This window comes from Desulfosediminicola sp. (assembly GCF_048381775.1).
Classification (GTDB): Bacteria; Desulfobacterota; Desulfobulbia; order Desulfobulbales; family Desulfocapsaceae; genus Desulfopila; species Desulfopila ganghwensis.
Window position 1 is genome coordinate 385,468 of the sequence record NZ_JBLXGE010000001.1, and the last position, 24,551, is coordinate 410,018.

At 47.7% G+C, this 24,551-nt stretch carries 16 protein-coding genes, 2 tRNA genes and 1 pseudogene; 13 read left to right on the forward strand and 6 right to left on the reverse strand.

Going from position 1 to position 24,551, the window contains the following annotated elements; all coding sequences use genetic code 11:
- Positions 1-19: 19 nt before the first annotated feature.
- On the reverse strand, positions 20-796 hold the full coding sequence (locus ACN5NT_RS01710) for an IclR family transcriptional regulator (RefSeq protein WP_419174244.1): 777 nt from the start codon (positions 794-796) through the stop codon (positions 20-22).
- Between the two features lie 805 nt (positions 797-1,601).
- On the opposite strand from ACN5NT_RS01710, the gene ACN5NT_RS01715 reads away from it, so the two are divergent.
- Positions 1,602-3,218, forward strand: coding sequence for a SulP family inorganic anion transporter (locus tag ACN5NT_RS01715; protein ID WP_419174245.1), 1,617 nt, complete (start codon positions 1,602-1,604; stop codon positions 3,216-3,218).
- A 106-nt stretch (positions 3,219-3,324) separates the two neighbouring features.
- Positions 3,325-3,411 (forward strand) — tRNA-Leu (locus ACN5NT_RS01720).
- A gap of 460 nt (positions 3,412-3,871) precedes the next feature.
- Here ACN5NT_RS01720 and ACN5NT_RS01725 read toward each other — a convergent pair.
- Positions 3,872-6,472 (reverse strand): bifunctional DNA primase/polymerase, encoded by a 2,601-nt coding sequence (locus tag ACN5NT_RS01725; protein ID WP_419174246.1) that lies wholly within the window; start codon positions 6,470-6,472, stop codon positions 3,872-3,874.
- 462 nt (positions 6,473-6,934) lie between these two features.
- On the opposite strand from ACN5NT_RS01725, the gene ACN5NT_RS01730 reads away from it, so the two are divergent.
- Both ACN5NT_RS01730 and ACN5NT_RS01735 read left to right on the forward strand, forming a co-directional pair.
- Positions 6,935-7,525 (forward strand): tyrosine-type recombinase/integrase, encoded by a 591-nt coding sequence (locus ACN5NT_RS01730; RefSeq protein ID WP_419174247.1) that lies wholly within the window; start codon positions 6,935-6,937, stop codon positions 7,523-7,525.
- Positions 7,526-8,107: 582 nt separating this feature from the next.
- Entirely contained in the window at positions 8,108-9,196 is a 1,089-nt protein-coding gene (locus ACN5NT_RS01735) for an Abi family protein (RefSeq protein ID WP_419174452.1), read from the forward strand.
- A 257-nt stretch (positions 9,197-9,453) separates the two neighbouring features.
- On the opposite strand, the gene ACN5NT_RS01740 is transcribed toward ACN5NT_RS01735, so the two are convergent.
- Positions 9,454-10,593, reverse strand: coding sequence for a tyrosine-type recombinase/integrase (locus ACN5NT_RS01740; protein ID WP_419174248.1), 1,140 nt, complete (start codon positions 10,591-10,593; stop codon positions 9,454-9,456).
- Positions 10,594-10,727: 134 nt separating this feature from the next.
- Here ACN5NT_RS01740 and ACN5NT_RS01745 point away from each other — a divergent pair.
- From ACN5NT_RS01745 to ACN5NT_RS01775, 7 genes and pseudogenes are all read left to right on the forward strand, one after another.
- Positions 10,728-10,813 (forward strand) — tRNA-Leu (locus ACN5NT_RS01745).
- 504 nt (positions 10,814-11,317) lie between these two features.
- The gene (locus ACN5NT_RS01750; protein ID WP_419174249.1) at positions 11,318-11,578 is read left to right on the forward strand and encodes a hypothetical protein; all 261 of its coding nucleotides are present in this window, start codon (positions 11,318-11,320) and stop codon (positions 11,576-11,578) included.
- A gap of 97 nt (positions 11,579-11,675) precedes the next feature.
- Positions 11,676-12,137 carry a hypothetical protein gene (locus tag ACN5NT_RS01755; protein WP_419174250.1) on the forward strand — a complete coding sequence of 154 codons (462 nt, stop codon included), beginning with the start codon at positions 11,676-11,678 and terminating at the stop codon, positions 12,135-12,137.
- Positions 12,134-13,207 (forward strand): serine/threonine-protein kinase, encoded by a 1,074-nt coding sequence (locus ACN5NT_RS01760; protein WP_419174251.1) that lies wholly within the window; start codon positions 12,134-12,136, stop codon positions 13,205-13,207. Before ACN5NT_RS01755 ends, ACN5NT_RS01760 begins: the two co-directional genes overlap by 4 nt.
- Positions 13,208-13,281: 74 nt before the next feature.
- Positions 13,282-14,052, forward strand: coding sequence for a hypothetical protein (locus ACN5NT_RS01765; protein WP_419174252.1), 771 nt, complete (start codon positions 13,282-13,284; stop codon positions 14,050-14,052).
- Positions 14,053-14,363: 311 nt separating this feature from the next.
- Positions 14,364-14,543 (forward strand): annotated as a pseudogene (locus ACN5NT_RS01770) (transposase); the annotation flags it as partial.
- A gap of 332 nt (positions 14,544-14,875) precedes the next feature.
- Positions 14,876-15,154 carry a hypothetical protein gene (locus ACN5NT_RS01775; protein WP_419174253.1) on the forward strand — a complete coding sequence of 93 codons (279 nt, stop codon included), beginning with the start codon at positions 14,876-14,878 and terminating at the stop codon, positions 15,152-15,154.
- Between the two features lie 485 nt (positions 15,155-15,639).
- On the opposite strand, the gene ACN5NT_RS01780 is transcribed toward ACN5NT_RS01775, so the two are convergent.
- Positions 15,640-18,459 carry a hypothetical protein gene (locus ACN5NT_RS01780; protein WP_419174254.1) on the reverse strand — a complete coding sequence of 940 codons (2,820 nt, stop codon included), beginning with the start codon at positions 18,457-18,459 and terminating at the stop codon, positions 15,640-15,642.
- A 282-nt stretch (positions 18,460-18,741) separates the two neighbouring features.
- Here ACN5NT_RS01780 and ACN5NT_RS01785 point away from each other — a divergent pair, with 282 nt between their 5' ends.
- Positions 18,742-18,969, forward strand: a complete 228-nt coding sequence (locus ACN5NT_RS01785) for a hypothetical protein (protein WP_419174255.1) — start codon at positions 18,742-18,744, stop codon at positions 18,967-18,969.
- Positions 18,970-19,089: 120 nt separating this feature from the next.
- Here the strand turns inward: ACN5NT_RS01785 and ACN5NT_RS01790 are convergent, their stop codons facing one another.
- The gene (locus ACN5NT_RS01790; RefSeq protein ID WP_419174256.1) at positions 19,090-19,905 is read right to left on the reverse strand and encodes an HD-GYP domain-containing protein; all 816 of its coding nucleotides are present in this window, start codon (positions 19,903-19,905) and stop codon (positions 19,090-19,092) included.
- Positions 19,906-20,588: 683 nt separating this feature from the next.
- Here ACN5NT_RS01790 and ACN5NT_RS01795 point away from each other — a divergent pair.
- The gene (locus ACN5NT_RS01795) at positions 20,589-22,613 is read left to right on the forward strand and encodes a PAS domain S-box protein (protein ID WP_419174257.1); all 2,025 of its coding nucleotides are present in this window, start codon (positions 20,589-20,591) and stop codon (positions 22,611-22,613) included.
- A gap of 165 nt (positions 22,614-22,778) precedes the next feature.
- Here ACN5NT_RS01795 and ACN5NT_RS01800 read toward each other — a convergent pair whose 3' ends face one another.
- Positions 22,779-23,699 (reverse strand): homocysteine S-methyltransferase family protein, encoded by a 921-nt coding sequence (locus ACN5NT_RS01800; RefSeq protein ID WP_419174258.1) that lies wholly within the window; start codon positions 23,697-23,699, stop codon positions 22,779-22,781.
- Positions 23,700-24,551 lie beyond the last annotated feature (852 nt).

Consider the following 24,551-nt stretch of genomic DNA (forward strand, 5'->3'; position numbering starts at 1 on the left):
CAGCAATATTATATTCAGCTCATTCGAGCGGGATAGTGGCGGATATCTGCTCTGCCAGCTCAACCACCATCGGGGCGTATTGCATTTCAAGATCTTCCGGACTGCGCTGAAGTATCGAAAAATCAAAGGAGACGGCACCAATTCCCTTGCCGGAGTGCGGGTTGTAAAGAGGCGCACCTATGGCGATAAGTCCCGGCAGATATTCTTCGTTGGTTACAGCGTATCTGCGGACTTTGGCGAGTAAGAGCTGGCGCTTGAGAGTATCACGGTCCGTTATGGTCTTTTTCGTTTTGGCCGTTAAGTCAAGCTGGGCCAGTCTTTCATCCAGCTCCTGCTGGGGGATGGTTGAGAGATATGCTTTGCCCAGGGCAGTGTTGTGCAGGGAATTTTTAGTAAAATCGGGAAGACTGTATGTAAGGGTGTCAGCAGCCTCCCGGTGGTAAATTCGCATCATGTCATTATCCACCGAGAGTGCCACATCTATCGTTACGTTATATTTTTTATGAACCGCATCAACAAGTGTCTGGATCAGACGTTTGTGGTCGGTTGCTTTCATCAGGTTGTTACAGAAGGCCAGGCAGAAGATAGTTGGCCTGATGACCTTTGTTGAATGATCCTTTTCCAGATATCCCATCTCTACAAGAGTGTTGATGTACCTGTAGGTCGAAGTCATGTTAAGACCGGTGATATTGGCAATTTCAGTCTGGGAAAGGGCCGGCCGTTCACGATTGAACAACGAGAGGATTTTGAGTCCTTTCTCCAGAGATTTTGAAAAATATGATTGGGCTTTGGTCATGAATTCCTCGTAATTACTAAAATAGTAAATGAATTGCTATAATAGTTAAGTTAGCGGCTATAAGGTTGAACTGTCAAGGGAAAATGTCCTGCTACAAATTTGTAACTGGTTGAAAAAGCGTCGAATGGCGCGGGTGGGTAAGGCATTGCGCAGATTCATGGGAGGAAAAAAAGTGAAAAAGAATGAATTATCACAAGTTATTACAAATACGTAAAAGCAAGGGTGTGAACAACTGCCATAGCGCTTCGCTGAGAGGAATAAACAGATTAAAAAAGTCAGAATTAAGGGAGGATATGTTCCATCTGTAAAGGGCCGGGGTGGACCTTTTTGATTGTGCAGCCGGCAACCGATGACTGGTTATCCGGAAAATCGATCTATTTCAATAAAACCTGAACTCGGTTGGGATAAGGGGGTGGCGCGATGTTATTTTGTCAGGTTTGCTGCCAGAGGGCAAAGAACTGACCGGCACTCTCCGGAACATCAAGAGATCGTTTGCCCTGGGTGCCACAAGGAACAAGATAAGCTTTAAGTAGCCGCTTTGGCTTAAACATCTTTTCCTATTGCAATACGTTCAAAAAGAGACATGTTTTTGACTGAATAAAACAAAAGCTTGATCTTCTGATATTTTTGGGCGGGAGCAGATGGTGAAGAGACGGATATTTCCCTTGCTATTTACCGCCACACTCTTTACGATGCCGCTCCCTTAAAAGTTATATAAGAAAAACCGAAGTAAAAAAATCGCAAGCGGGCATGCACCTGGTTTAGGTGCATGCCCGCTTTTGGTTGTAATGCACAGGAAGAAAGTATGATGTTTGGATTAAAAGCTGGTTCGTTGGACGTAAAGAATGAAATAACCTCAGGAATCACGGTGGCACTGGCGCTGGTTCCAGAAGCGGTGGCCTTTGCCTTTGTGGCGGGTGTCGACCCCTTGGTTGGCCTGTATGCGGCATTTATGGTAGGTCTTGTAACCTCGATTATGGGTGGTCGTCCCGGCATGATTTCGGGCGCTACCGGAGCACTGGCGGTGGTGATGGTATCGCTGGTGAAAGAGGGTAATGAGAGGGGGCTTGCCATGGCGGAGCCTATCGCGAATATGGGGCTGCAATACCTTTTCGCTACTGTAATTGTCATGGGCCTGATTCAGGCGCTGGCCGGCTACTTTCAGCTTGGTAAGTTTATCAGGCTGGTACCGCATCCGGTGATGCTGGGCTTTGTAAATGGCCTGGCAATTGTTATTTTTCTTTCCCAGCTCAGCATGTTCAAATCGACAGGGGTCGATGGCCTCAGCTGGTTGCAGGGAACGAATTTAGCTGTCATGGCCGCGTTGGTGCTGCTGACAATGTCTATCATGTTCTTTCTGCCGAAAATAACGAAAAAGGTGCCGGCCGGGCTTACTGCGATCCTCGTGGTTACGGCCATCACCCTGGTCTTAAAGCTCGATGTTGCCACTGTTGGTTCCTTCATCCGTGATGGTGGCGGCGAGGGGCTGAAGGGCGGTTTACCTACCTTTCAAACCGAGATATTCACCCAGCTGCCCTGGAACTGGGAGACGCTCTCCTTCATCCTGCCCTATGCCTTTATCCTGGCAATGATCGGTCTGATAGAGTCCCTTTTGACCTTAAACCTTATCGATGAGATTACAGAGACCCGGGGCAACAGCAACAAGGAATGTCTGGCTCAGGGTACAGCAAACATCGTCACCGGCCTGTTCGGCGGAATGGGCGGCTGCGCAATGATCGGCCAGTCGATGATCAATGTGAACTCTGGCGCACGGGCAAGGTTATCCGGTATCGTGGCGGCGCTCGGTTTGCTCTTTTTCGTGCTCTTTGGCTCAGCATATATCGAAATCGTACCCATTGCGGCATTGACGGGTATCATGTTCATGGTGGTGATTGGTACCTTTGCCTGGAGTAGCCTTAGAATTATGCACAAGATCCCTAAATCGGATGCCCTGGTGCTGGTCACCGTATCTGCGTTAACGGTGGTTTTTGATCTGGCTGTGGCGGTTCTGGTCGGTGTAATAATGTCTGCACTGGTGTTTTCATGGGAGAGTGCAATTCGCATTCGTGCCAGAAAGGGAGCCAAGGCCGATGGTACCAAGGTCTACGAGATCTGGGGGCCGCTCTTTTTTGGTTCGACTGCAATGTTTGCCTCCAAGTTTGATTTCAAAGGGGACCCTGAGAAAATCGAGATTGATTTCATAGAATCAAGAGTTTCAGATCATTCAGGTGTTGAGGCGATCTCCAACATCGTCAGCAGATACCAGAAAGAGGGTAAGAGTGTGGCCTTGAAGCACCTCAGCGACGATAGTAAAAAACTGCTTAGGAAAATCGACCCGAAATATGAGAGAATAATTGTGGAAGAGGTTGATGACCCACGCTACCATGTAGTGGCAGACCCAACCCTCTTCGACAGACCCTAAGATATGTGAGATAGAGAGTCAGCAGTTCTGAATGTATCGGGCATTCAATGGTAGCGAGGTTTATGCTTGACTCGTATCGGGGTAATGCGGTATAAAATGCTGCTACGCCGGAGTGGTGAAACTGGTAGACGCACTGGACTCAAAATCCAGCGGGGGCGACCCCGTGTCGGTTCGATTCCGACCTCCGGCACCAAGACATAATGGGCGGAACTTCAGGTACTACTTGGAGTTTCGCCTTTTTTGTTTCCCTTCATGCTGCTGTAGGCAGGTTTAAGTAGTAGGTTCACAGTAGGCTTCCTTGTGAACATGCTTTAAGTCAACTCCTGACTCAGATTCTTCATTAACACCCCTGTTGTTTCCTGTCAATGTGGCGGGATTACCATGAACTATCTGAAAGGAAGTTTGGAGAAGGAGTAAAACAGATGCAGAGACAGACACCACAAATGTACACCCGTTGCTTTCCACATAAGGTTCATCGTCGCAATGACCCCGAGCACAGTTGATTAGGTATTACATTACCAAAGTGGTTACGCTGAGCCTCGACATCTGAGTCCTGAACTGATAGTAGAAAACTTAATGCTCCTGCTACCAGCTCAGATAAGTGCCTTTTCTCTTAAAGGAAATAAAGAACCCTAAGTGTTCCTCCCAACAGGCTATTGCGCTCCAGCCTTAATCAAGCTTCTGCCCGATGACATCCAAGGTATGCTGGGGTCAGCTATGAGTTCTGACATAACACGCCTCCTATGCGATTTAGACATGGTGGCTAGCTCTGGAACCAGACTACTCAGTGCCTTGCTAGATATCTTGCTGATGTTGTCAGGTAGTGTAGCAAGCTTATCGACAATTCTCTTCTGAACCTTACCTTTCATTGTCCGAGGTTGAAGGACATCCGAGTTGTACAGCCTGAAGTCGGCATCCGGTAGGACATGGTTCAGGTGGCCACTCAGCGATTCATTTGGGTAGGTGTAATAGACGTTCACAGCACCAGCCTTGTCGTTCTTAATCCTTCGAGAAGCACATCGGTTCATGCCCTGATGTACAGCCTGTGCCTGCAACCCTCGCAAAACCTTGGTCACTTCCCCAGCGTTCAGCGTTGAGCTGTGGTCTCTTAATTGTCCTATGGTTTTGCTGATATACGCACCATCATTCTGGAAGAGAACCCCAACGAAAAGCGCTACAGTACAATGGGCGTACTTGTTTGATGCTGTCTCGTTGCCGTGGGTCAGCCAGTTGAATCTGTTCCTACCATCGAGTTGCTCCTGAATGTCTATACCATTCTCCGTCAGATACTCTTCGATGGCCTGCCGATGGTTCAACTCACCGTTCCTGTGCTTGTAGGTAAACAACAGGATTGATTCTGATGGATGTTTCCTGATTATCTCAAGGATTGCTGATTTGAGTTTTTCCCCGTTGAGGGCCTTCTCTGTGGCAGCTCGCCCAGCCTTGTGGTCAATCCGATGAACAACCGTGTCAAGATAGGTAACTGGTATCTCAGGGAAGTTCTCAGGCTTGTATATTGACTCATCGAGCTTCATCAATTCGTTTATCTCAGCAGATGCATCAAGCACAACCACATTCTGTAGCTCATCTGGTACAACCACTTCATAGCTGATGACCAGCTCAGTGTTGTTTGCGATGTGAACAGACATGTCGTGGTCAGTTACCTCGACCATCGCAACAAGAGTTTCCATCGCCGTTTTATAGGCAAGGTGGCGCTCCTTCTGGATGACTCGCTTAATGTCTTCAAGTGCAATGTCTGCTTCCCAGATTGGAAGACGCAGTACTGACTTTTCTCCGGTCTCCTTTTGCTCAGCGATGTTCTTCTCAATTGAAGCAACACAGTCTTCGACAAAACGAACAGTCTCCGGTCGAACTCCATGCTGTTTACTGGCATCCCTGAAAGCAGCCACCCCAAGGTTCAAGTCCTTCATGTTGAAATACTTTGCGTTTGTGGATATCAGAGATTCGTCCCAGATGATGAACGTACGCTCTGTGAGTTGCTCGTTTATCTTCTGACCAATCACTTTGTTGTGCGTCGCAAGCAGTATTGGTCTATCCGTAATGAACGCACCGTCTTGACCAATAGTAGCTGGGTGGGTAGCATTTTCATCGTGATGAATCATGGATATCAGCTCTTTTGCTACACCCGCTTTCAGCAGTTCCTCATAGATATCAATAGTTTGCTGGACCCGAGCTGCTGCTACTGCAACAGTGAACCCATTGTTACCGAGCATCTTCTTTTTCTCCGCTGTCTTCAGCAAAGCCACTATGGATGTTGTTTTACCAAATCCGGTGGGGAGTGGTGCTGCAATCCTTCCAGCAAGTAATCCTTGTGCTAAACCTGCATAGAGTAACATCAGGCTTGCCAGTACCCTTTTCTGGCCCTCTGATATCTGGTTACCATAATCGTGGAGCATGTGGACGAGTTCAGTGCATCCTTCATCGGCGAGTTCTTTGTATTGGCTACTCAACTCATCTGCGTCTGGTACTCTGATAGTCCGTTCCTCTTTGCTGTCCAGAGCACGCTCCAGTTCGCCAAGCAGCCAGCTTTCAGGATTGTCCTTCTCTAATGCCTTTTCACCAATAGGGTTAGACAGGAACACGCTGACGATTTCTGCGTAGTTATACCGGTTGTCAACCATCCTGTGCATGACCCAATGGATTGCTTCAGAACGTCCGCCTTCAGGCACGCTGGTCAGGATTGTCCGCTTGGTTGTTAAATCGAGCCTACTAAGGTCAACATCAGGTAATTCCTTGATTGTGTATACCTTACAGCAAGGCGTGTTGTTCCCCCCTCTGGACAGGTCAGCCAGCCAATCTGGCGCAGTCACCATCGGTACATTCTTCACGATTTCATACAATGAGCCGTCAGGGTGTACTGAACCTGGGGCCACGACATAGCCGACGTCTGCTCGTATATCAAAACCAAATGGCTTCCGTGAGCGTAGCCTGTAGCTATCTCCATCAGGCCGCCCGTAATAGTAGTGGAACCCCTTGCTTGTCTTTACGGTGAGCGTTTCTGGTACTTCGCCAATAGCTGCTTGCTCGAAAAGCTCAATATCGTCGACATCAAGCACGATGATATCGCTAGTGATGACTGCTGCATTGTCGTCTGGCTGGAATCCGATGTCAGCATAGGGCCTGTACTGGAGGTGACCCCATTTCCCTGCTGGCTTCTTGCTTCTGGGCGGTAGTTTCATCATGGTCAGTTCCATGTCGTCAGCTAAATGTTTCCAAACTTCTTGTTTCTGCATTGTTACTTTCCTCACGTTTTGAGGTTGATAAGAAAACGCACATATTCTGTTCAGCTCACTGCGAGCTTCGACAACAGCGCTGAGACGTACATGCGACAGCGTTCTATGCGTCTGGGTTGGTGGAATCCTCACGAATGCGATGAACGCAAAGAGAAACCCTGAAGGTTGTACGTGGTGTACCGAGCGTGAGGAACTCGGTGTAGCACCCTTCAGGGCTTCATTGGGTGTTTTGCTTTTTTACCTTCTATAAGTGGGGAGTCAGAATCCGCTCTTTCTAGGGTGCGTAGTCATAAATCTCGTTAACAAATGAACAAATGTTAACAAGTTTGTTATTGCAAATAAGCACAATATATTAGGTGGATAGTTGGAGAATGCGAATGTTGGGCAGAAAATACTTGTTGCGACATGTTAAGAAAAGCCGCTATATGCTTCAAAACTTAACAAGATTTTCGAGGAGGGAGAATGCAAGACAGCGAGAATAACAAGACCCGTAAGAAAGCAGCGAAGGTCGAACCAATTACAGACCTGAAAGATATCCAGACCATCAAGAAACTGCTGAAGGACAAACCTCGTGACTACTGCCTGTTCGTTCTCGGCATCAACACGAATCTGAGAGCATCGGATCTGAGAAGAATCAAAGTCGGGCAAGTTGAAAGTGCAACTGAAGGAACTGAGCTGGTACTGAATGAGCAGAAAACGAAGAAGGAGAGAAGGATAACCCTGAACAGGGCGGCATGTGAGGCAATACACACGTTGCTGGCTGCTTCAGATTTGCAATCAGAAGATGACCTGTTCACAAGTCAGCGTGGGACACTCACGGTGCAGTCTATCCACCGCTTGGTTAAGTCATGGTGTCGGGAGATAAACCTCAAGGGCAATTATGGCAGTCATACTCTCCGCAAAACTTTCGGTTATCACCAGCGTGTTCAACTCAACACTTCTATCGCTGAGTTGATGGTTATGTTCAATCACTCGACCCAGAAGCAGACATTAGATTATCTGTGCATCCAGCCAAGTGAAATTGAGGAGGCATATCTGAAATTGTGTCTATAGGCAGGTGCTAGTTTGTGAAGGCATCAGGGCTACCCATAAGAAGGACTTTAGGTTCGGCGCCAAGGCCATGCTGCCGGATGAACAGGTGGCTGAAATCAAGGAGAGGCTCGTTCAGGGTGAGCAGAAGAAGGCACATGCAGTAGGGTACGGAGTGTTAAGGTAGACTTTGTATACCGCACTGAGTCTTGAGGCCGGGATTAGCGGTAGTGAATTGAGGGAGGCGCTTGATGTGTTCCCTTCTGATTTGGCAGGGTGTTAACTCTGGATAGAACGAATGGCGGGTACACGGGGACAATAGCGGAAAGTGCCCTTATCGATATACCTTCTCAGATTGTTTTTAGCAGAAGTTGTGATGTAATCTCAAACTATTATATTTATGAGAAGAGGAATTCATATGGCAATTTATAGAGAATGGTAGTACTGGTCAGATCAGTGTTTCCTGTTGCTATTTGTATGTAACTTTTATATACCTGTTATGCACTTTTGTGTTGACAATGATGTCTCAATTGATATAGTTAACTCAACTGTGCCCAGTCCCCTGATTAATTTCACGGCTGGGCCTTCTTGTTTTTACCCCCTTCGATGACAACCTGCACCTGTCTGACAAAACCCCACAAAGAACATGTAGAGCTCGTCCATTTGCTCCAAAAGCGGGGAATGGAAATCTGTGATAAAGATAGAGCTATAAGGAAGTTATCCCAGATTGGTTACTATCGACTAAGTGGATTCTGGTATCCGTGTCGAAAGCCTTTGACCGAGGCAGATGGGGTTACCTATTCGAAAGACCCTGTCACGAAAATGCCTATTCGGTCCGACCTTTTTCAGGAGAATGTCCGGTTTGATGATATTACAGACCTTTATTTGTTTGATAAGAAATTAAGGCAATTGCTCCTCAATGCAATTGAGAGGGTAGAAATACACATCAGGTCTGTGATTGCCCATGAACTTGGAAGGCTGGACCCACTTGCGTATAAGAGTGAGTGCTATATCAATCCCAATGTAATGAAAGAGAAGAAAAGGCCAGATGGGAGTAAATATACAATTTGGGGAGACTGGGTTGAAAAGCAAAATGGGATGATACAGAGCAGTACTGTAGACTGTATTAAATGGCATAAGAAAAGAGGAAAGGAAATTCCCTTCTGGGTAGTTATTGAGTGCTGGGATTTTGGACTGATGTCCAAGTATTTTCAGAATCTAAAGAGGACCTATCAAGAACTTGTATGTAAGCATTTTGGCCTAGACAATCCGAAAACGTTTCGGAGTTGGTTGACAGAGCTTAACAACTTAAGGAATAGCTGTGCGCATCATTCTAGGGTTTGGAACCTGAAAATGGCCAATGCTATCTCGACTAAAGGCACAGAGGGCATTCCATATTTTCAGAGGCTTAACCTTTCATCGGATGCACGTGAGAGGATTTATGCTCATATAGCTGTGTTGTGGTATCTAGTACAGATGATTGGTCCCAGTTCAGACTGGATTGGTAGAGTAGCAGATCTAATCGATTGTAAGCCACGCATAAACAGCTGTCCATATACCGCTATGGGATTTCAAAGTAATAAGGGATTTCCCAGGCATAAGTTTGCGTATTTTGACGGTGCCAATAGCTCTTGCCCCTTAGCTTTTTGCAGTATCTTGAATAGAATATGGTTGAGTTGCAAGAAGACCGTGTGAGGAGGTGAGTCAACGATACGTGGTTCGCTCCAACCACCTCCGCCATATCAATTTCAGAGAGTATGGAACCCGCCCTTCGGGGGATAATCAGCGTGGAGCACTGTTGATATGGATTCACAGATTTTTTTGCTGGGGAAAAGAGCTTGAGGGAGCAGCGTTGGTTAGCTACTCCCCATTTATCAGTTTGTACCTTTTGCAGCGTGCTTATTCATAGTAGATTATCCGATACACCTATTTACTCCGGGCTCCGCGGAGAATTAATAGACCACTCGCTCCAATGCCTGTTTCATGACCGCCAGGTTCTCCCGTGAATCCCTCTGAATGTACTGAGCTGTGATATCGTTGCTCTTGTGGTTCAGGAGGCGTTTAACCATCAAGAAGTCTAAGCCGACCTCAGAAGCCCTTGTAGCGAACGTCCTGCGCAAATCATGGCATCTGAAGTCAATGCCTAAGGTTTTCGACAATCGCCTTACTGTGGGCCTCTCATCGCCTATATGAGTGTCCTGCTTTTGGGGAGATGGGAAGATAAACTCTGTGTCATTTTCTGCCCTTCTCAGGATATCACTGATGGGCTTTGTGACGGGGATGAGATGTGGTCGGCTATTCTTGGTGTCCTTGATGAAGAGGCATGGGATGCCGTTGACTTCTTGTATATCGGCCCATGTCAGCTTCAATGCTTCGTTCTTCCTGAGTCCTGTGTGCAGGATGAGTTGAACGGCCAGAACCATCGGATGATGCTCATGGCTGGTCAACTCGATGAGTTGCTTGGCTTGACAGGCGTTAAGGTAAACATCTCGTTTCACCATACTGCGGTTAACCCGTTTCAGCTTCAGGACATCAACGGGATTGTTATCGATGAGTTCATCGGCTTTGGCGTAGTTCATCAAGGCTGACAGTATCCTCATGGTCTTTGTAGCTTGGGAATACGTTGGCTTCCCACCGTGTACCCCCTTGTCTCTGATTTGGTAGAAGCGCTTTTCGACCATGTCCTTTGTGATAGCGACTACAGGCTTATCCAGCCAATCTTTGAGGTAGAAGCTGACGACATGAGTGTGGTTCTTCAAGGTACTAGGTTTGAGTTGAACTTTGGAGGTGTAGGTTTTGAAGAGCTTGGCAAGGGTGTATTGCTGCTTGGTTAAAGCTTGGAGCTGCCCTGTATGGACTTGGTTTAAGAAGTGTATAGCTTCCTTTTCCGCTTCGGGTACTGAGAGCGCAGGAAATGAACCGAGGGTTTTCCTGTAGTTGACACCTTGGCGTTTTGTCTCTGCGATGAACTTGATGCTGCCCGATGGATTGACCTTGATGCCAAATCCTCGAAGGGTAGTAGACCGGATGAAGAATGCTTTTGACTTAGGTTCGAGTTTTTTCAGCAGGTTGAGGGTGATATTGCGTCTCATTTTAGTAGGCTCCTAGTAGGCCTACAGTAGCTTTTGAGGGCGAAACAGTGGTCAACTATGGTAGTTGATGAGCCTTGTGTCCACAGCTTTAAATACCCGTACTTCAGGGGTAATGCGGTATAAAATGCTGCTACGCCGGAGTGGTGAAACTGGTAGACGCACTGGACTCAAAATCCAGCGGGGGCGACCCCGTGTCGGTTCGATTCCGACCTCCGCACCAAATTAGAAAAGCCGCAATCTCAATTGTTTGAGATTGCGGCTTTTTTGTTTTTAGGGGTGTTGTTGTAATTGCTGTCAGTCTGGTTATTGCAGATCCCAAGCTTTTTCCTTTGTTAACATCTTAATAACCTAAAGGAACTTGTAATAACTACCTCTATTGGAGACAGAAAAGGGGAGGGGAAATTGTTTAATTTTTTTCTTACTATTTTAGGTGCCTAAAACCGTGGTCTGTCCCCAATAGTTTTTATGGAAGGGCTGGCCGCAGAAATGAGGCGGCTGGAAATAGCCGAGGAGTTGGGAAAGCTCAGAGAGAAAATTTAGGCAGGAAAGGATTAATTTTCTTAACTGAAAGACACAAATCCAACAAAAAAAACTACTTATACCTATTGAATAATCGGTAAAGTTGCTGTTTATTGTCAGGGTCTTTATGTAGCATTTTCAGCATTGTAAGAGATGTATTGCAACACGGATGTACACTGTATCACCAAAATCAGGAGTACAACTCATGCAGCACATACACGGCAGCAGAAATTTTACAGCGGGCGGCAACATCAGCGTATCCCACCCCAAAGCACCACCCCTATCCGACCAGGTCAGCACCAAAGACATCATCCGACTGCAAGCAGTGCAGATAACCCTGCTCGGAATCCTCACTCTACTCACCGCAGTCCAATACGTTCAAAACAAGCACCTCAAAAGCGAGATCGACGAGATGCGCCATCTCTCATATCGGACGGAGGCTATGCTGCGTGAGGATGGGCAGTGAATGGGAACAATATCCAAGCCATCATTCTGTATAGTCCACAAGTTGAATGTTTTGCAAAATGTATAATCGCTTGTTAGGTCTTTAAAAAGGTAATCAAATGAAAATACTAGGAATTAGAACTGCACCCACACAATTACGGTACGCTTTAATTACGAAGGAAAATGATGATCTAATTCTTTTAAACGCCGACTCTGAAAGTTTGATAAAAGTTCCTGTTTCGATTGAAGAGTATAGCGACATGATTGCTTGGCAAAAAGAAGAAGTAGATCGAATAATTCGTCAAAATAGCGATATTGTAAAAGTTGTTCTAAAAATAGCTGAATACGGAAGAACAGACACTAAATCTAATCGGTTGGGATCATATTTTGATGCAGCTGTAATTTTAGCGACAAAGTCCGCTAACATTCCAATTGAAAGTAAATTGTACAGCCAACTAGGAACAACGAGATCAAAGGTCAAAGGGCATGCAGAATCACGGGTTGGAAGGACAACAAAATACTGGAATGAGCAAATAGCTGATGGAGTAATCGCAGCGTGGTCAGCAAGAGGTGAACTGTGAGCCTTAACATTACGCTAAAGGCGGGTGATAGCCTATATAAATATCAACTTATTCGAAAAATAGGAGGAGGAAATTTTGGTGAAGTATGGCTTGCCAATGATGTAACAATTTCAAGAAAAATAGCTGTAAAAATTCTTGATGAGAGTATGGCACCAGTTGCTGAAAATTTAAAAGAGGCTCAACTTGGAAATCGATTAAACCATAGTAATGTTGTTCATGTACACTATGCTGATGTGGTGGATGTAAATGGCCACAATATTGTAATAATAGCTATGGATTACCACCCCAGTGGTTCTGTTGTTGGTCAGCTCAACTCATCAAATTTTTTATCTATAATATCAAGTGTTAGTCTGGCAATTGATATTCTAAGAGGGTTAGAGTACTTGCACGAGCAAAGTTTATATCATAATGATATCAAGCCATCAAACATTCTTATAGGACCACGTGGGGAAGGAATACTCACTGATTATGGGATAACAGGAATTTCAGTCGATTCGCAACCAACCCAAGCACCTAACGCCTATATTTTACATAGAGCCCCAGAGACAACAACAAGTAACACAATTTCAATCCAAACAGATGTATATCAAGTTGGTCTAACCTTGTTCAGATTGATGAATGGCATTGGACTGATAAGAGATATTCAACAATCTGTTGGTAATACACAATTTGAGCTACTTAAAAGCCAAAATAAAATTCCAAATGAGAAAGACTATCTTCTATTTATTCCGAACAATATTAAAAAAATAATTAAAACTGCAACAAATGCAAATACAAAAGAAAGATACCAGTCCGCATTGGAAATGCGAAGAGCTCTAGAAGCAATAGCAATTCACGGTTATTGGACAACTGATTCGAAAGGGAATTTCGTGGGGCATTTTAATAATCAAGTGTTTCGATATGAAATTACAAAAGATTATAGAGGATTTTGTTTCTTACCTTATAGAAAAAGATTGGCGACGAATAGAGAAACAAAAGTTGCAAGAATGGCTGGGAGAAATTTAACAAAAAGAGAATGTACTAAATTGATAAAAAAATTTATGCTTAACGTTGTTGAAGGAAATATTTGATGGAACCTACCATTCCACTGGTTTTCGTAAACAACGCGAAACCAGTGAATTATACTCAGCTATAAGGTGCTCTTGTGGATGAACCTCAAAGATATAAATCAGATGATTATGCGAAAGAAGTACAAAGATTCATATTCCCAATTTATTATAAGGATTCTCTTGGGAACATTCATTTTTCCTCAACAATGACATTTGTTACATACGAAAATCAATATTTCTGCCTCTTAGCTTATCACTCTCTTCCCAAAGGTCAAAAGAACATTGATGGTCTTGGTTATTTTGTTACTGAAGGGGATTTTATAGAACTTGAAAATGATGTTACTTCGTATGATATTTGTCAGGAACACGATATGGTCACCTGCTTATTGAAAGAAAAATATACTGACAAAAATTTTTTTCAATTAGATGTTGAGAGTGTAAAGCAAGAATCTGTAAGCTGGGCTGGCTTTCCACAAAAAAAGGCTGTTACTCAGTATCATCGTTCAAAAGATTTAAAGCAGGAAATCGAGCAATCGTTGTCTTCAAAGGAGGATGGCATTCCTTTTTCAAGCATTGCAAATTTTTTAATAGCTAACGGTGAATTAAAATTAACCTCAAAGACTATAGTATCAGTCGGTATAGAAAACAAGAATGTAACATATCGCAATGAAGGCTTCAAAAAGCAAGCCTATTCATTTAGGGGTATGAGTGGTGGTGCAATCTTTGTTCGCTCAATTTCTCGAGATCCAGCAACCATTGAAAATAACTTTGTTGGCATTGGTCTAAGTTACAGGAAAAATACACTAGAAGGAGTTTCAAAAAGCAAAGTCACAGATGTGATAAAAGGACTCCTACAGAAAAGGTAACCTGTTGTTTAATATGGAAATTGGAACTGATTTTTAAATTGGGTACAGACCCTAAGTCTAGGCTAGCAGTCAGAAGCTTGTTAGATTAATTGAGTATGCAGGTTAAATATATCTTGTGAAGTTCCTTATTGATACCAATATATTTATTCCACTTGAGCCAACATCAATTGCTGATCTTGAGGCAAACACAGATCCTGCTCTTGAGTTTGATCAATTATGCTCGAAAGCAGGCTGTGAAATTTTTATATAAAAAAGGGGACAGACCACGATATTGGTTGTGCCTTTCCTGTTTAATATGTTTAAGGTAGCCTATGCCTAGACGACCACGAATCATACTTCCTGAAGTCCCTCTACACATCATCCAGCGTGGCAATAATCGTCAAGCCTGTTTTTTTGCTGATGAAGACTATTGTTTTTATCTCGATTGGTTACAGGAATATTCCCGTAAATCAGGCTGTGCCATACACGCTTATGTTTTGATGACGAATCATAAAATAGGGGACATCCCCGATAGTTGTATAGTTAATATCTCGGAGTCTCGTCCCTCGCTTTCCGGAGGATAATTTTTCGAATTTAACGAAGATATGGGGGGAAAGGGCATTCTCGGACAGCCTCCTAGCAGAAAGCTGCCTCTTTCTGCATTTATGAACACACTACTACGCTACCCCTCTACAATCTCCTGTCAGACTGCCTGACCGGCCGTAGAACGGCCCACGAAAGACATCTGAGCGTCACCTGTTGATGAGATATAAAAGATAATAATTCTGAATAATTTTGAATCGTGCTTATATTTTAAACTTTACAACTGACAAAGGAGTAAATTATGCAAAAAGGAGACAATGTTATCACTGACCACCCCGATAGCAGGTCAAGGCAGTTTGTTCGATCTTACGGTATCGTTCACGAGATCACAAAAGTGGGTGGTGTAATCATCCAAATGGCAGATGGTTCAAGGATCAAGCGGGAGTTCAACTCAGTTGCGGTATACACCCATTCGCCATCAAACTGGGATGAATTATTCAAGCAACAAAAAATCGTATTTCCCCAGCCAAAGCAGCAGATGATGACTCGCAGATCATCTCAGAATAAACGGCATATTTGATAGCAGACAAAACAAACCTCTTACGATTCACACTCGTTCCAAGGTCCTTATTGATAAGTATATTTGAAGTATTATTTGTTACAATGTGAGATTGAACATATTCATTCTGCCACAGTAGAATTTGTGAAGAACTAGAAAACGTGGCCTGTCCCGAATTGATTTCTACGCAACAGATCCTCTCGCTCAAGCCGCTCCACAATCCTGGGCTGATGCACTCGGCCTGCCTGGCCTGAAGCTCTGGTTCGTCCAGAAGCGCTTGAAAGGTTTTGGTGAGCCGACTGTCCCGGACCGTAATCTGAATACCAAACTCCTGAAGACTCGCCGGTATACTCTGGTCATAAAGAATCATTGGGTACATCTCTTTTGAACTGGGAATACATAAACAGTAGATCAACCGCTTCTTTCTATAGAAGCGGTTGATCTACTGTCATCGTTATTGTCGATTGGTACCGATCCTTTGCTCTCAGTCAGGGACCATTCTTTTTCTAATTAATCGTGAAAGACACTGCATTTGCCATGCCGTCCCAGGTGTAATCGGTTGCCGTTACCCCGGATACAGAAACGTTATAACTGCCTGTCGGAGTACCTCCTACACCTTTCTTGTTGGGAGCCTCAGTGGCCCATGACACAGAGCTGATACCATCCACATCGGTGGGGCCACTGGTCAGGGAAACGGTTACCGGCCCCACCACCGAAATATCCACCGTTGCCCCCTCTATGGGAACGCCATCGGCGTCGCTGACCGTTACATAAATCATGATCTCATCGCCCTGGAGAAAAGTCGTGGTTTCAACAAAAGTGATCTGGGTATTTTTGCCTTTGCCCGTCACCTCCAAGCGACCGATCGGTCCAAGGACAGCACTGCTGTCAAAACTCTGTCCCGGCGAAAGCGGGGTTGCACAGAGGACGTTGCTGAATTGGGACTCGCAACCCACGGTATACGAAGTGACCTTGTAACAATAGGTCTGTCCGTTGATCAGGTTCATATCCGTGAACGTGGTCGCCTTGCCGGTATCAGCGATAAACAGCTCCTTGCCCACCTGGTCGTAATACAGATTGTACCCACTATCGGGATCATTGGGGTCGAGTGCGGATGACCAGCCCAACTCCACCTGGTTGCTGGCCGCAACCGCCTGGTCAAGCACCGGTATCGGAGCATCACAGGGCAGGGGCGGCACACCTACGGAAGCTGCAGTCATCTGATAGGGTGCAGCGGACTTAAGATTCATATTCTGTTTCCAGAGCTGCCAAATGGTATTACCCCAACCGGCAAGGTTTGCAAACCATGGATCTATCTGCACGACATAGTCACCTGGCGGCAGGGTCAGATTGCCCGTACCGGTGATCTCGTCTCTTAAAAACTCGATATATTCACGGCTCGTCGTCTGGTAATACAGTGTAATATCCGCCTTGACCGCTCCGGTCGGCACAGCGACAGATACATCATCATAGCCGCCGGCATACTCGGCACTACTGTAATAATTCGGAGCATCCGCTCCCTGGTCCACCGGGGTCGACAACCTGGCGGCTGCCTCATGTATCCTGAACCCTTTGGGCGGGATACGATTATCTTTGTATCTGCCCGTGGCCAGTGCAAAGTGGAAGGATTTCTCCTCCTCGGTCAAGCTCGAGGTCGGCTTCATCTCATACACCAAACTGTCGTCGTGGATCTCCGTGGCCTCATCCAGCGGAGCAGGCCACGGCACCCCACTTTCTACCTCGGGAGCGTAAGGGTAGACAAAACCCTTGAAGGTACCGGCGACTGTATCATAGGGATTAATCTCCTGGACCAGCCCACCGGCCTCATCGTAGAAGCGGATGTTGAGGTACATGCGCCGGCCTTCCGGAAAACCCGAAATAAGCTTGTGGCCGGTCTGGTTTTGCACCTTGAAACTCAGAGTATTGCCGCTTATGGCCGCATCATTGATGGATGCCGCCAACTGCAGCTGCTGCAAGGCTCTGTTTGAACCATCAATCAGGCGAACGGGGTCGATCCCCTGGCCCTGGGTGAGATCAAGGGTCAGGATATCCGCCCCCTGGTTCAGCAGGTTTTCGTTGACCGGATCATAGCACGTTACCCCTCCATCCTGGCAGTTGGGGTCAGTGGAGGCAAGTACCGCCGTCACCCAGGCATTACCGCCAGTCAGATCGTGGATCGGCTGGCCGCTTAGAGGATGCTCCACGCTGCCGTCCGGCCTGTTCACCGCACTTCTCTGGGAGGCAGCTTTGCCAACCCCATCGCGCATATGACAGTCTTGGCATCTGGTGATGTTGTTATCCGGGTGGGAAGTGTCATAGTTTTCCGGGGCGTATGGACCGATGCCCGGGGCCCCACCCTGCAGTCCGTAGTCCGAGAGCATGAACTCGGAGAAGGTGCGCTCGACATGGTAGAAGGAAAAGGCGGAATCTGTCTCGGAAACCAGCGGACCACCCAGGTCGGCGATGGTATCCCCGGGCAGGACACCGCCATCCAGATTTGCCAGTATCGGATTGGAGACGTCATGGCAGGTACTGCACATGTATTTCGATTTATGATACCTACTATACAGCATTGGATGGCGACCGTTGGCATCGGCAAATGGGGCGCGCTTCGCCCTGTTGTCACTGAGAAAATACTGCCCTGAACCATTCTCCTGCCAATTTGCCGGAGGACTGTTTAGCGGGTCAAAAAACGGCAAACCGTCAGCTTGCAGGATGGTGCCGGACAGCAGCCTGTCTTCCTCCAGGGTGACCTGTGCCGCAGTTTCCGAGGGAGTAGTGCTGAGATTGGTTTCATCCCAGTAGCCGAGCCAGTCGGCCCCTTCACGGGAACCATTGAAGGTATCCTCAAAAAACGGATCATACATTGAGTGGCAAACATCACAGTGAACGCCATCAAAATCGCTGCTGGCCATGGCAGAGCCGTTGGTCGGACCGGACCTGCCCCCCAGCCAGCCCTGGGGAAAATGACAGCGCAGACAGATATCCGTGGCGTTGGGCCTTTCGATTGCGAATATGGAGTCTTGAGCGCTGACGGTAAGACAGGCCCAGAATAAGAAGTCTCTTGACGCCTGGGCCATCATCGAGCCCTGCCAGTTATGGCCCGGCTCCACCGCCTGATTGAAACCGCTATGACAATTGAGGCAACGAGTCGGGGCCTCGATGTCAGTAGTATTTTCAGGCGCCGGCTGGGTTCCCGGCATTCGCACCAGCGGATCTTCTTTTACCCCGATCTCAGACGGAATCGCAGCTTGCGCCCCCAAGGCCCAAGTCAAGACAGTAAATACCATCAATACCACAATCGACACTCTCACCACCTTTCCCATAGCCCCTCCTCCCTATGTGGTTGATCAGACGCAGACATCAGCCAGAGCGTTCCCAGGCACACCACACACTTGAGAAATGTCAACCCCTCCCCCTCGCTGCAAAAAGCTGATGATCTGTCTATACGTTCATCCGGACAGTATACCTTAACCCTAACACATAATATACTCCGAACAAAGCACGGCGTACTACGCCTTGGAAGCTGGCCGAGCGATTGGCCGCATCCCTCAAGCAGATTGCGTAGAAATAGGGGGCAGACCACGATATTGGTTGTGACTTTGAATATGAATCTACCCAAACTCATAAAGCTGGAAGAAGAACTGGAAAGAGAACTGGAAAAAGAGCGCAAGAAGTTGAGAAGAGAGGCCGAACGAGAACACAAACCGGAAAAGATCGCTGAAAAACTGCGCAAGCTTCAGAGGAAGGTCGATAAAGCCTACCGGAAATTTGACGAAAAGATGGATAAGGAAATCCGTCGCTACCAAGAAAAGAGAAGGGAAATTACCTGCTGAAGTCGTTGTTTTCCCGTCTCCTGGCACCAGGGTCGCAGACATTGCTTCCCTGGTGCCCCCTCCTGATACAAAGGGTCAGACCATACGATATAAACGGGCAAGACCTGTCGACCATCCAGCTCAAGCCAATCCTCTGCTTATTTCGGCATAGCCTTTAAGGTGGGAATAATTATCCAGGAAGATCTTGACCATCCGTGGGTCGAAATGTTGACCGCTTCCCTGTCTGATCTGGTCCAGCACCCGTTCTTCCGGCCAGGCCTTTTTGTACACCCTCGGATGAATCAGCGCATCCCACACATCGATCACCGCAAAAATCCGTGCCTCAAAGGGAATCTCGTCACCTTTCAAACCCTGCGGGTAACCGCTGCCATCCCATTTTTCATGGTGGCAATAGGGAATGTTCAGGCTGGGAGCAAGAAAGTCAATTTCTGAGAGAATATCGTGTGCTATCTGGGGATGGGTAATCATTTCCGCCCATTCCTGCTCAGTGAGCTTGCCCGACTTGATCAGGATTTCATCGGGGATACCGATCTTGCCGATATCGTGTAAAAAGGCGCCCCGCTCGATGTGCTTGAGCTCTGCATCGTTGAAATTTCCGGCAAGTTTGGCCATCGCCAGTGTCATACTGGTTACCCGTTCGGTATGATCCTTGGCCTCCTTATGACGTAAGTCCATCACCCGCACCCAGCCGGCGATGGTCTGCTCGTAACTCTCCACCAATTTAGAGTTCAACTTGGTGATGTGGTTGATATCCCTTCGGATCAGTAAAAACAACAGGATGCCGGTTACCGCGATGAACAGCGAGCCCTTGATCGACTGGGCGGAGGTGATGAGTTCCTTTTTAAAAAAGATGAGATCGACCACAGCGTCCGACAGGAATATCCAGAGCAAACCAATGACCAGGTATATGGCAACAATTCGGTGTTGAGGTCCCACAATCACTCCTTGGTTCCGTCTAACAAGATTAGGGCATGGATAATCACTCAATTACAACATAATGGAGACAGCCTGAAGACGGATTCATATCCATTAAAGTATAATAAATTCCATTGGTGTTCAAATCCAGCCGGATATTGTCTCAACAGCAGACCTCAAACCTTTCCGGGTTGGTGCGTGCCGTAACCTGGGCGGCAAAATGAAGTGGAAAAAACGCTGGGCAAAGTCTGTACCATGCTTCTGCTTCTGGCGCCGGCGGGTGGCCTTTTCGGGGATAGTCGTAAATTGCAGTCCGGTGAAAAATGTTTAACTTCCAGCAATGGTATTTTGAGATGCACCTGCAGAATATTCTCCATCAATAATTCAGTAACAATTGATGCTTAATAGGAATGTATGGATATTGTTTGTCGAATCCCGGCGTTTGGAGACAATACCATGTCGCAACACAGCAACAATGGTTTGAAAGCTGCTTATTTTTCTCATCACATTGTCAGAATCATCTGGTGATATAAAGTTCGTGCCGTGCCGAATCCGCTTGGTGGCTCAATTGACAGAGTTGATATTGCCAAGAGCAGTCCAGGGTGAAATCGGATGAACGATTCAAATTCAACCAAGTGTAAACATTGAGTACTACAATCACTTCTTATTCAGCTCGTGATGAATATTTCTACCTCCTGGAAAATTTGGATAAAGTAGAGAGGGCACTGCGGAAGTCCGAGGATTTTGAGGACACAATCGGCGAAGTACTGGATACCTTACTCTCCATTTTTGAAAGTGATCGAGCCTGGCTGCTTTACCCCTGTGATCCGGCAACTCCCACCTGGAGTGTGCCGATGGAAAGGACGCGGGAAGGCTATCCCGGAGCATTGCAGAGAGGGAAAGAGATTCCCACCCAGCCAGATGTGAGAAATGTATTCGAAGCTGCATTAAATTCTGAGGATCCGGTGTCGTATGACAGCGCGTCGAAACGCCAAGTGCCGAATTATGTGGCGAAACAGTATGATGTCAAGTCACAGATAACCACTGCCATTATCCCCAAAATTGGCAAACCCTGGCTGTTGGGAATGCATCAGTGTTCCCACGAACGGATCTGGACCCCAAAAGATAAACAGCTTTTTCAAGAGGTAGGCCGGAGGCTGGCCGATGCCTTGAATACTCTTCTTGTCCTTCGTCACTTAAAGGAGAGCGAGGAGAAATATCGGTTGCTGGTGGAAAACCAGACGGATCTCGTGGTCAAGGTTGACTTGGAGGGCAGGTTTCATTTCGTCAGCCATTCGTATTGTGAGATGTTCGGCAAGGAAGAGGGCGAGCTACTGGGGCAGCAGTTCATGCCTATGGTACATGAAGGCGACCGAGAGCAGACTGCGAAAGCGATGGAGGCACTTTGGGTTCCGCCCCATACAGCCTATATGGAACAGCGGGCTATGACCAAGGATGGCTGGCGGTGGCTGGCGTGGGTTGACACTGCGGTTTTGGATGAAGGTGGTGAGGTGCAGTCAATAATCGGGGTCGGCCGGGATATTACGGCCCAGAAAGAAGCCGAAGAGGAGCAAAGGAAACTGCAGGATAAGCTTTTGCAGGCTGAAAAGCTGGAATCTATCGGTCGACTGGCCGGGGGAGTCGCGCACGACTTTAACAATATGCTGGGAGCCATTCTCGGCTATTCAGAACTGGCGCTCAGCGAGGTCAAGCCTGGTACCAAACTGCACCAACACTTGTTGCAGATTCACAAGGCGTCGGAACGTTCGATCGATTTAACACGGCAGCTGCTCGGTTTTGCCCGTAAACAGACCTTTTCTCCCAAACCGCTCAAGGTAAACGATACCATCCAGGGGGGGCTTAAGATTCTCACCCGCCTCATCGGTGAGGAGATCGAGCTGATCTGGGCACCCGGGTCCGATAATTGGCAGGTCAGGGCTGATCCGGGCCAGATCGACCAGATTATGGCCAATCTTTTAATCAATGGCAGAGATGCAATCAACGGCATCGGCAAGATCATCATCTCCACCGAGGGCGTTGACCTGCAAAAGGGTGATTGCCGGAACCGGCCAGCCGTCAAGCCCGGCCAATATGTCTGTATCTCCGTAAAAGATAATGGCGCCGGCATTGACGTGGAAACGTTGCCCCACGTTTTTGATCCGTTCTATACCACCAAGCCGGTGGGCGAGGGGACAGGCCTTGGGTTGGCCACGGTCTACGGGATTGTAATGCAGAATGATGGCTTTATCGAGGTGGAAAGCGAACCCGGGGCCGGCACCACCTTTCTCGTTTACCTCCCGCGATACCTGGGATGCGACTCGGCTGAGATAATGGTTCCCGAAAAGGATGAATCATATAAGGGGCAGGAGGTGATCATGGTGGTGGAGGATGATCCGCTCATCCTTGAGTTAGCGTGCAACGTGCTTACCGGACTGGGCTATGAGTGTTTGCCGGCCAATAAGCCCTCGGAGGCCCTGTATATAGCGGAAACGCATGCCGGGCCGATTGATCTGCTGCTTACCGATGTGGTTATGCCGGAGATGAACGGCCGTGAGCTCTCCAAGCGATTTCTCTCCCTACACCCCGGCAGCAAGTGTCTGTTTATGTCCGGCTACGACTCCGATGTCGTCGCCCATCGGGGGATTCTGGACCAGGAGATCAATTTTATCCAAAAACCCTTTTCCATAAATGAATTGGCCAATAAATTGCGGGAGATCTTCTCCAAATAGCCGACAATCAGGTTCCCTCTGTCAGCTTGCACTTTTGTCTCTGCTCCGATTCAGGTGGCAACTGTCCCGAGTGCCGGCTGGGATCGGAGCAAAGTGGCTTGAGCTGGGCGCCAGTTTTGTTGTCGCAGAGTCACACTGCTGGGAGCATGAAAAGCGCTACGCCGGTCAGGCCTTTTTTTTCAACTTCCCATGGAGGGCCTCGATGTGTTCCGGGCCGATGCCGCAGCAGCCCCCTATGATCGTCGCGCCCAACCGGCACCACTCCTCAGCGAATGCGAGATAGCCGGCCGGGTCAAGCTCCTGGCGGATCTCCAGGATAGCGGTATTTGCCTGAGCATCTTGTAGTTGCGGCGGGAAGGCGTTAGCGTAAGCGCCGATCGGCCTGGTCAGGCCGAGGCGCTGCAATTCACGGGAGGTAGCCGTAATTGCCGGGGGCATGACTTCAGGTTGGCTGCAGTTAAAGAGGATGGCCCCGGCGCCACGCTCTGCCGCTACTCGTACCGCCTCCACCACCGTCTCCCCCGAGCGCAATCGGGGCGTGGCATCTTCTGCTTGATCGCTCTCGAGAAGGGTATAGGCCGCCCAGAGTGGCCGATTATCGTGGCGAAGTACGCTGGCAACCACCTCGAACTCTGCGATTGAACTCAGGGTCTCGGCCAGCCAGAGATCGACATAGGGGCTGAGCGCCTCAACAAGCACAGCCAATAGCGATTGCGCCCGTTCCGCGACAAAGAGGTCGGGCCGGTACGAGCCGAACAGTGGCGGCAAGGAGCCGGCCACGCGGCAGCCGAACTTGGCGGCGGCTTCAGCGGCCAGCTGTCCCGAGAGTGCGGCCAGCCTGGCGCCATCTTGGGCAAACCGTTCCTCACCGATATGGAACGGCACCACGGCGTAACTGTTGGTGGTCAGGATCTCACTACCGGCTGCGGCAAACTGCTCATGGGCTTCGCGTACCATCTCCGGTGCCTCCATCAGTGCCAGTGCCGACCATTCGGGTTGCTGAAACGGTGCGCCCATTGCCTTGAGCTGCCGGCCCATGCCGCCGTCGAGCAGGGTGATTCCAGAGGTGGAGGTGGTCTCGATCATGTCTGATTATCCTTGTTGGCAGGAAAAAGAGCGTCGCCCATGCAGGCACTGCCATTGTGCAAAAGCGTCCCATCGCCTCCAGGGCGATTTTGATGCCTGCGGTTCCTACCTGGTTACCTCACTTGACTGTTGCCCCGGAGGGTGCCTGGCTTACAATATTATCACACATTGTTCTCTGTCGAGGACAGTTGAAATTCTTCCCTGATGAGTGAACCAAATCCCCCCAGAGGTGTTTAATGAAACGAAAAGTTGTGTTGCTGGCAACAGCGAAACAAGAAGAGTTACCCGACGTTCAATATATTGGTTACAAAGTCGTCCATCACATGGGGGCGGTTCCGCTCAAGCGTTATTCAGCAGGATACGTATCTTCTCCCTTGTCAGCGTTATATCGAGATGAATCCAGTCCGTGCCGGAATGGTGAAACATCCTGGGGACTACAGGTGGTCGAGCTATAGGGTTAACGGGCAAGGTGATCCGTCGAAACTGCTCACACAGCATCCGAGCTATAATGACCTGGGCAAAATTTAAAGAACGTCTATCGGCGTACAGAGAACTGTTCAGGCATGAGTTGGAGCCCGGTGAGATCGATAAAATTCGGAAAGCGACCAACGGGAATTTTATTTCAGGCACAAACCGTTTTCAGGAGGAAGTGGGAACTATACTTGATCGCCGTGTTACTCCCGGGGAAGCTTGCCGGCCGAGAAAAAGAATGTGAAGAAACAGGAAACGTGGTCTGCCCCGTGTCCCGCGAATTGTTTCCTATCATCCAATGTATTTTCTGCAGCATGAACCGAAGGCCCTTTCAGAAAGAAGGCCTTCGGTTAAGATGTTTTTACTGCAAATAAACGTGAT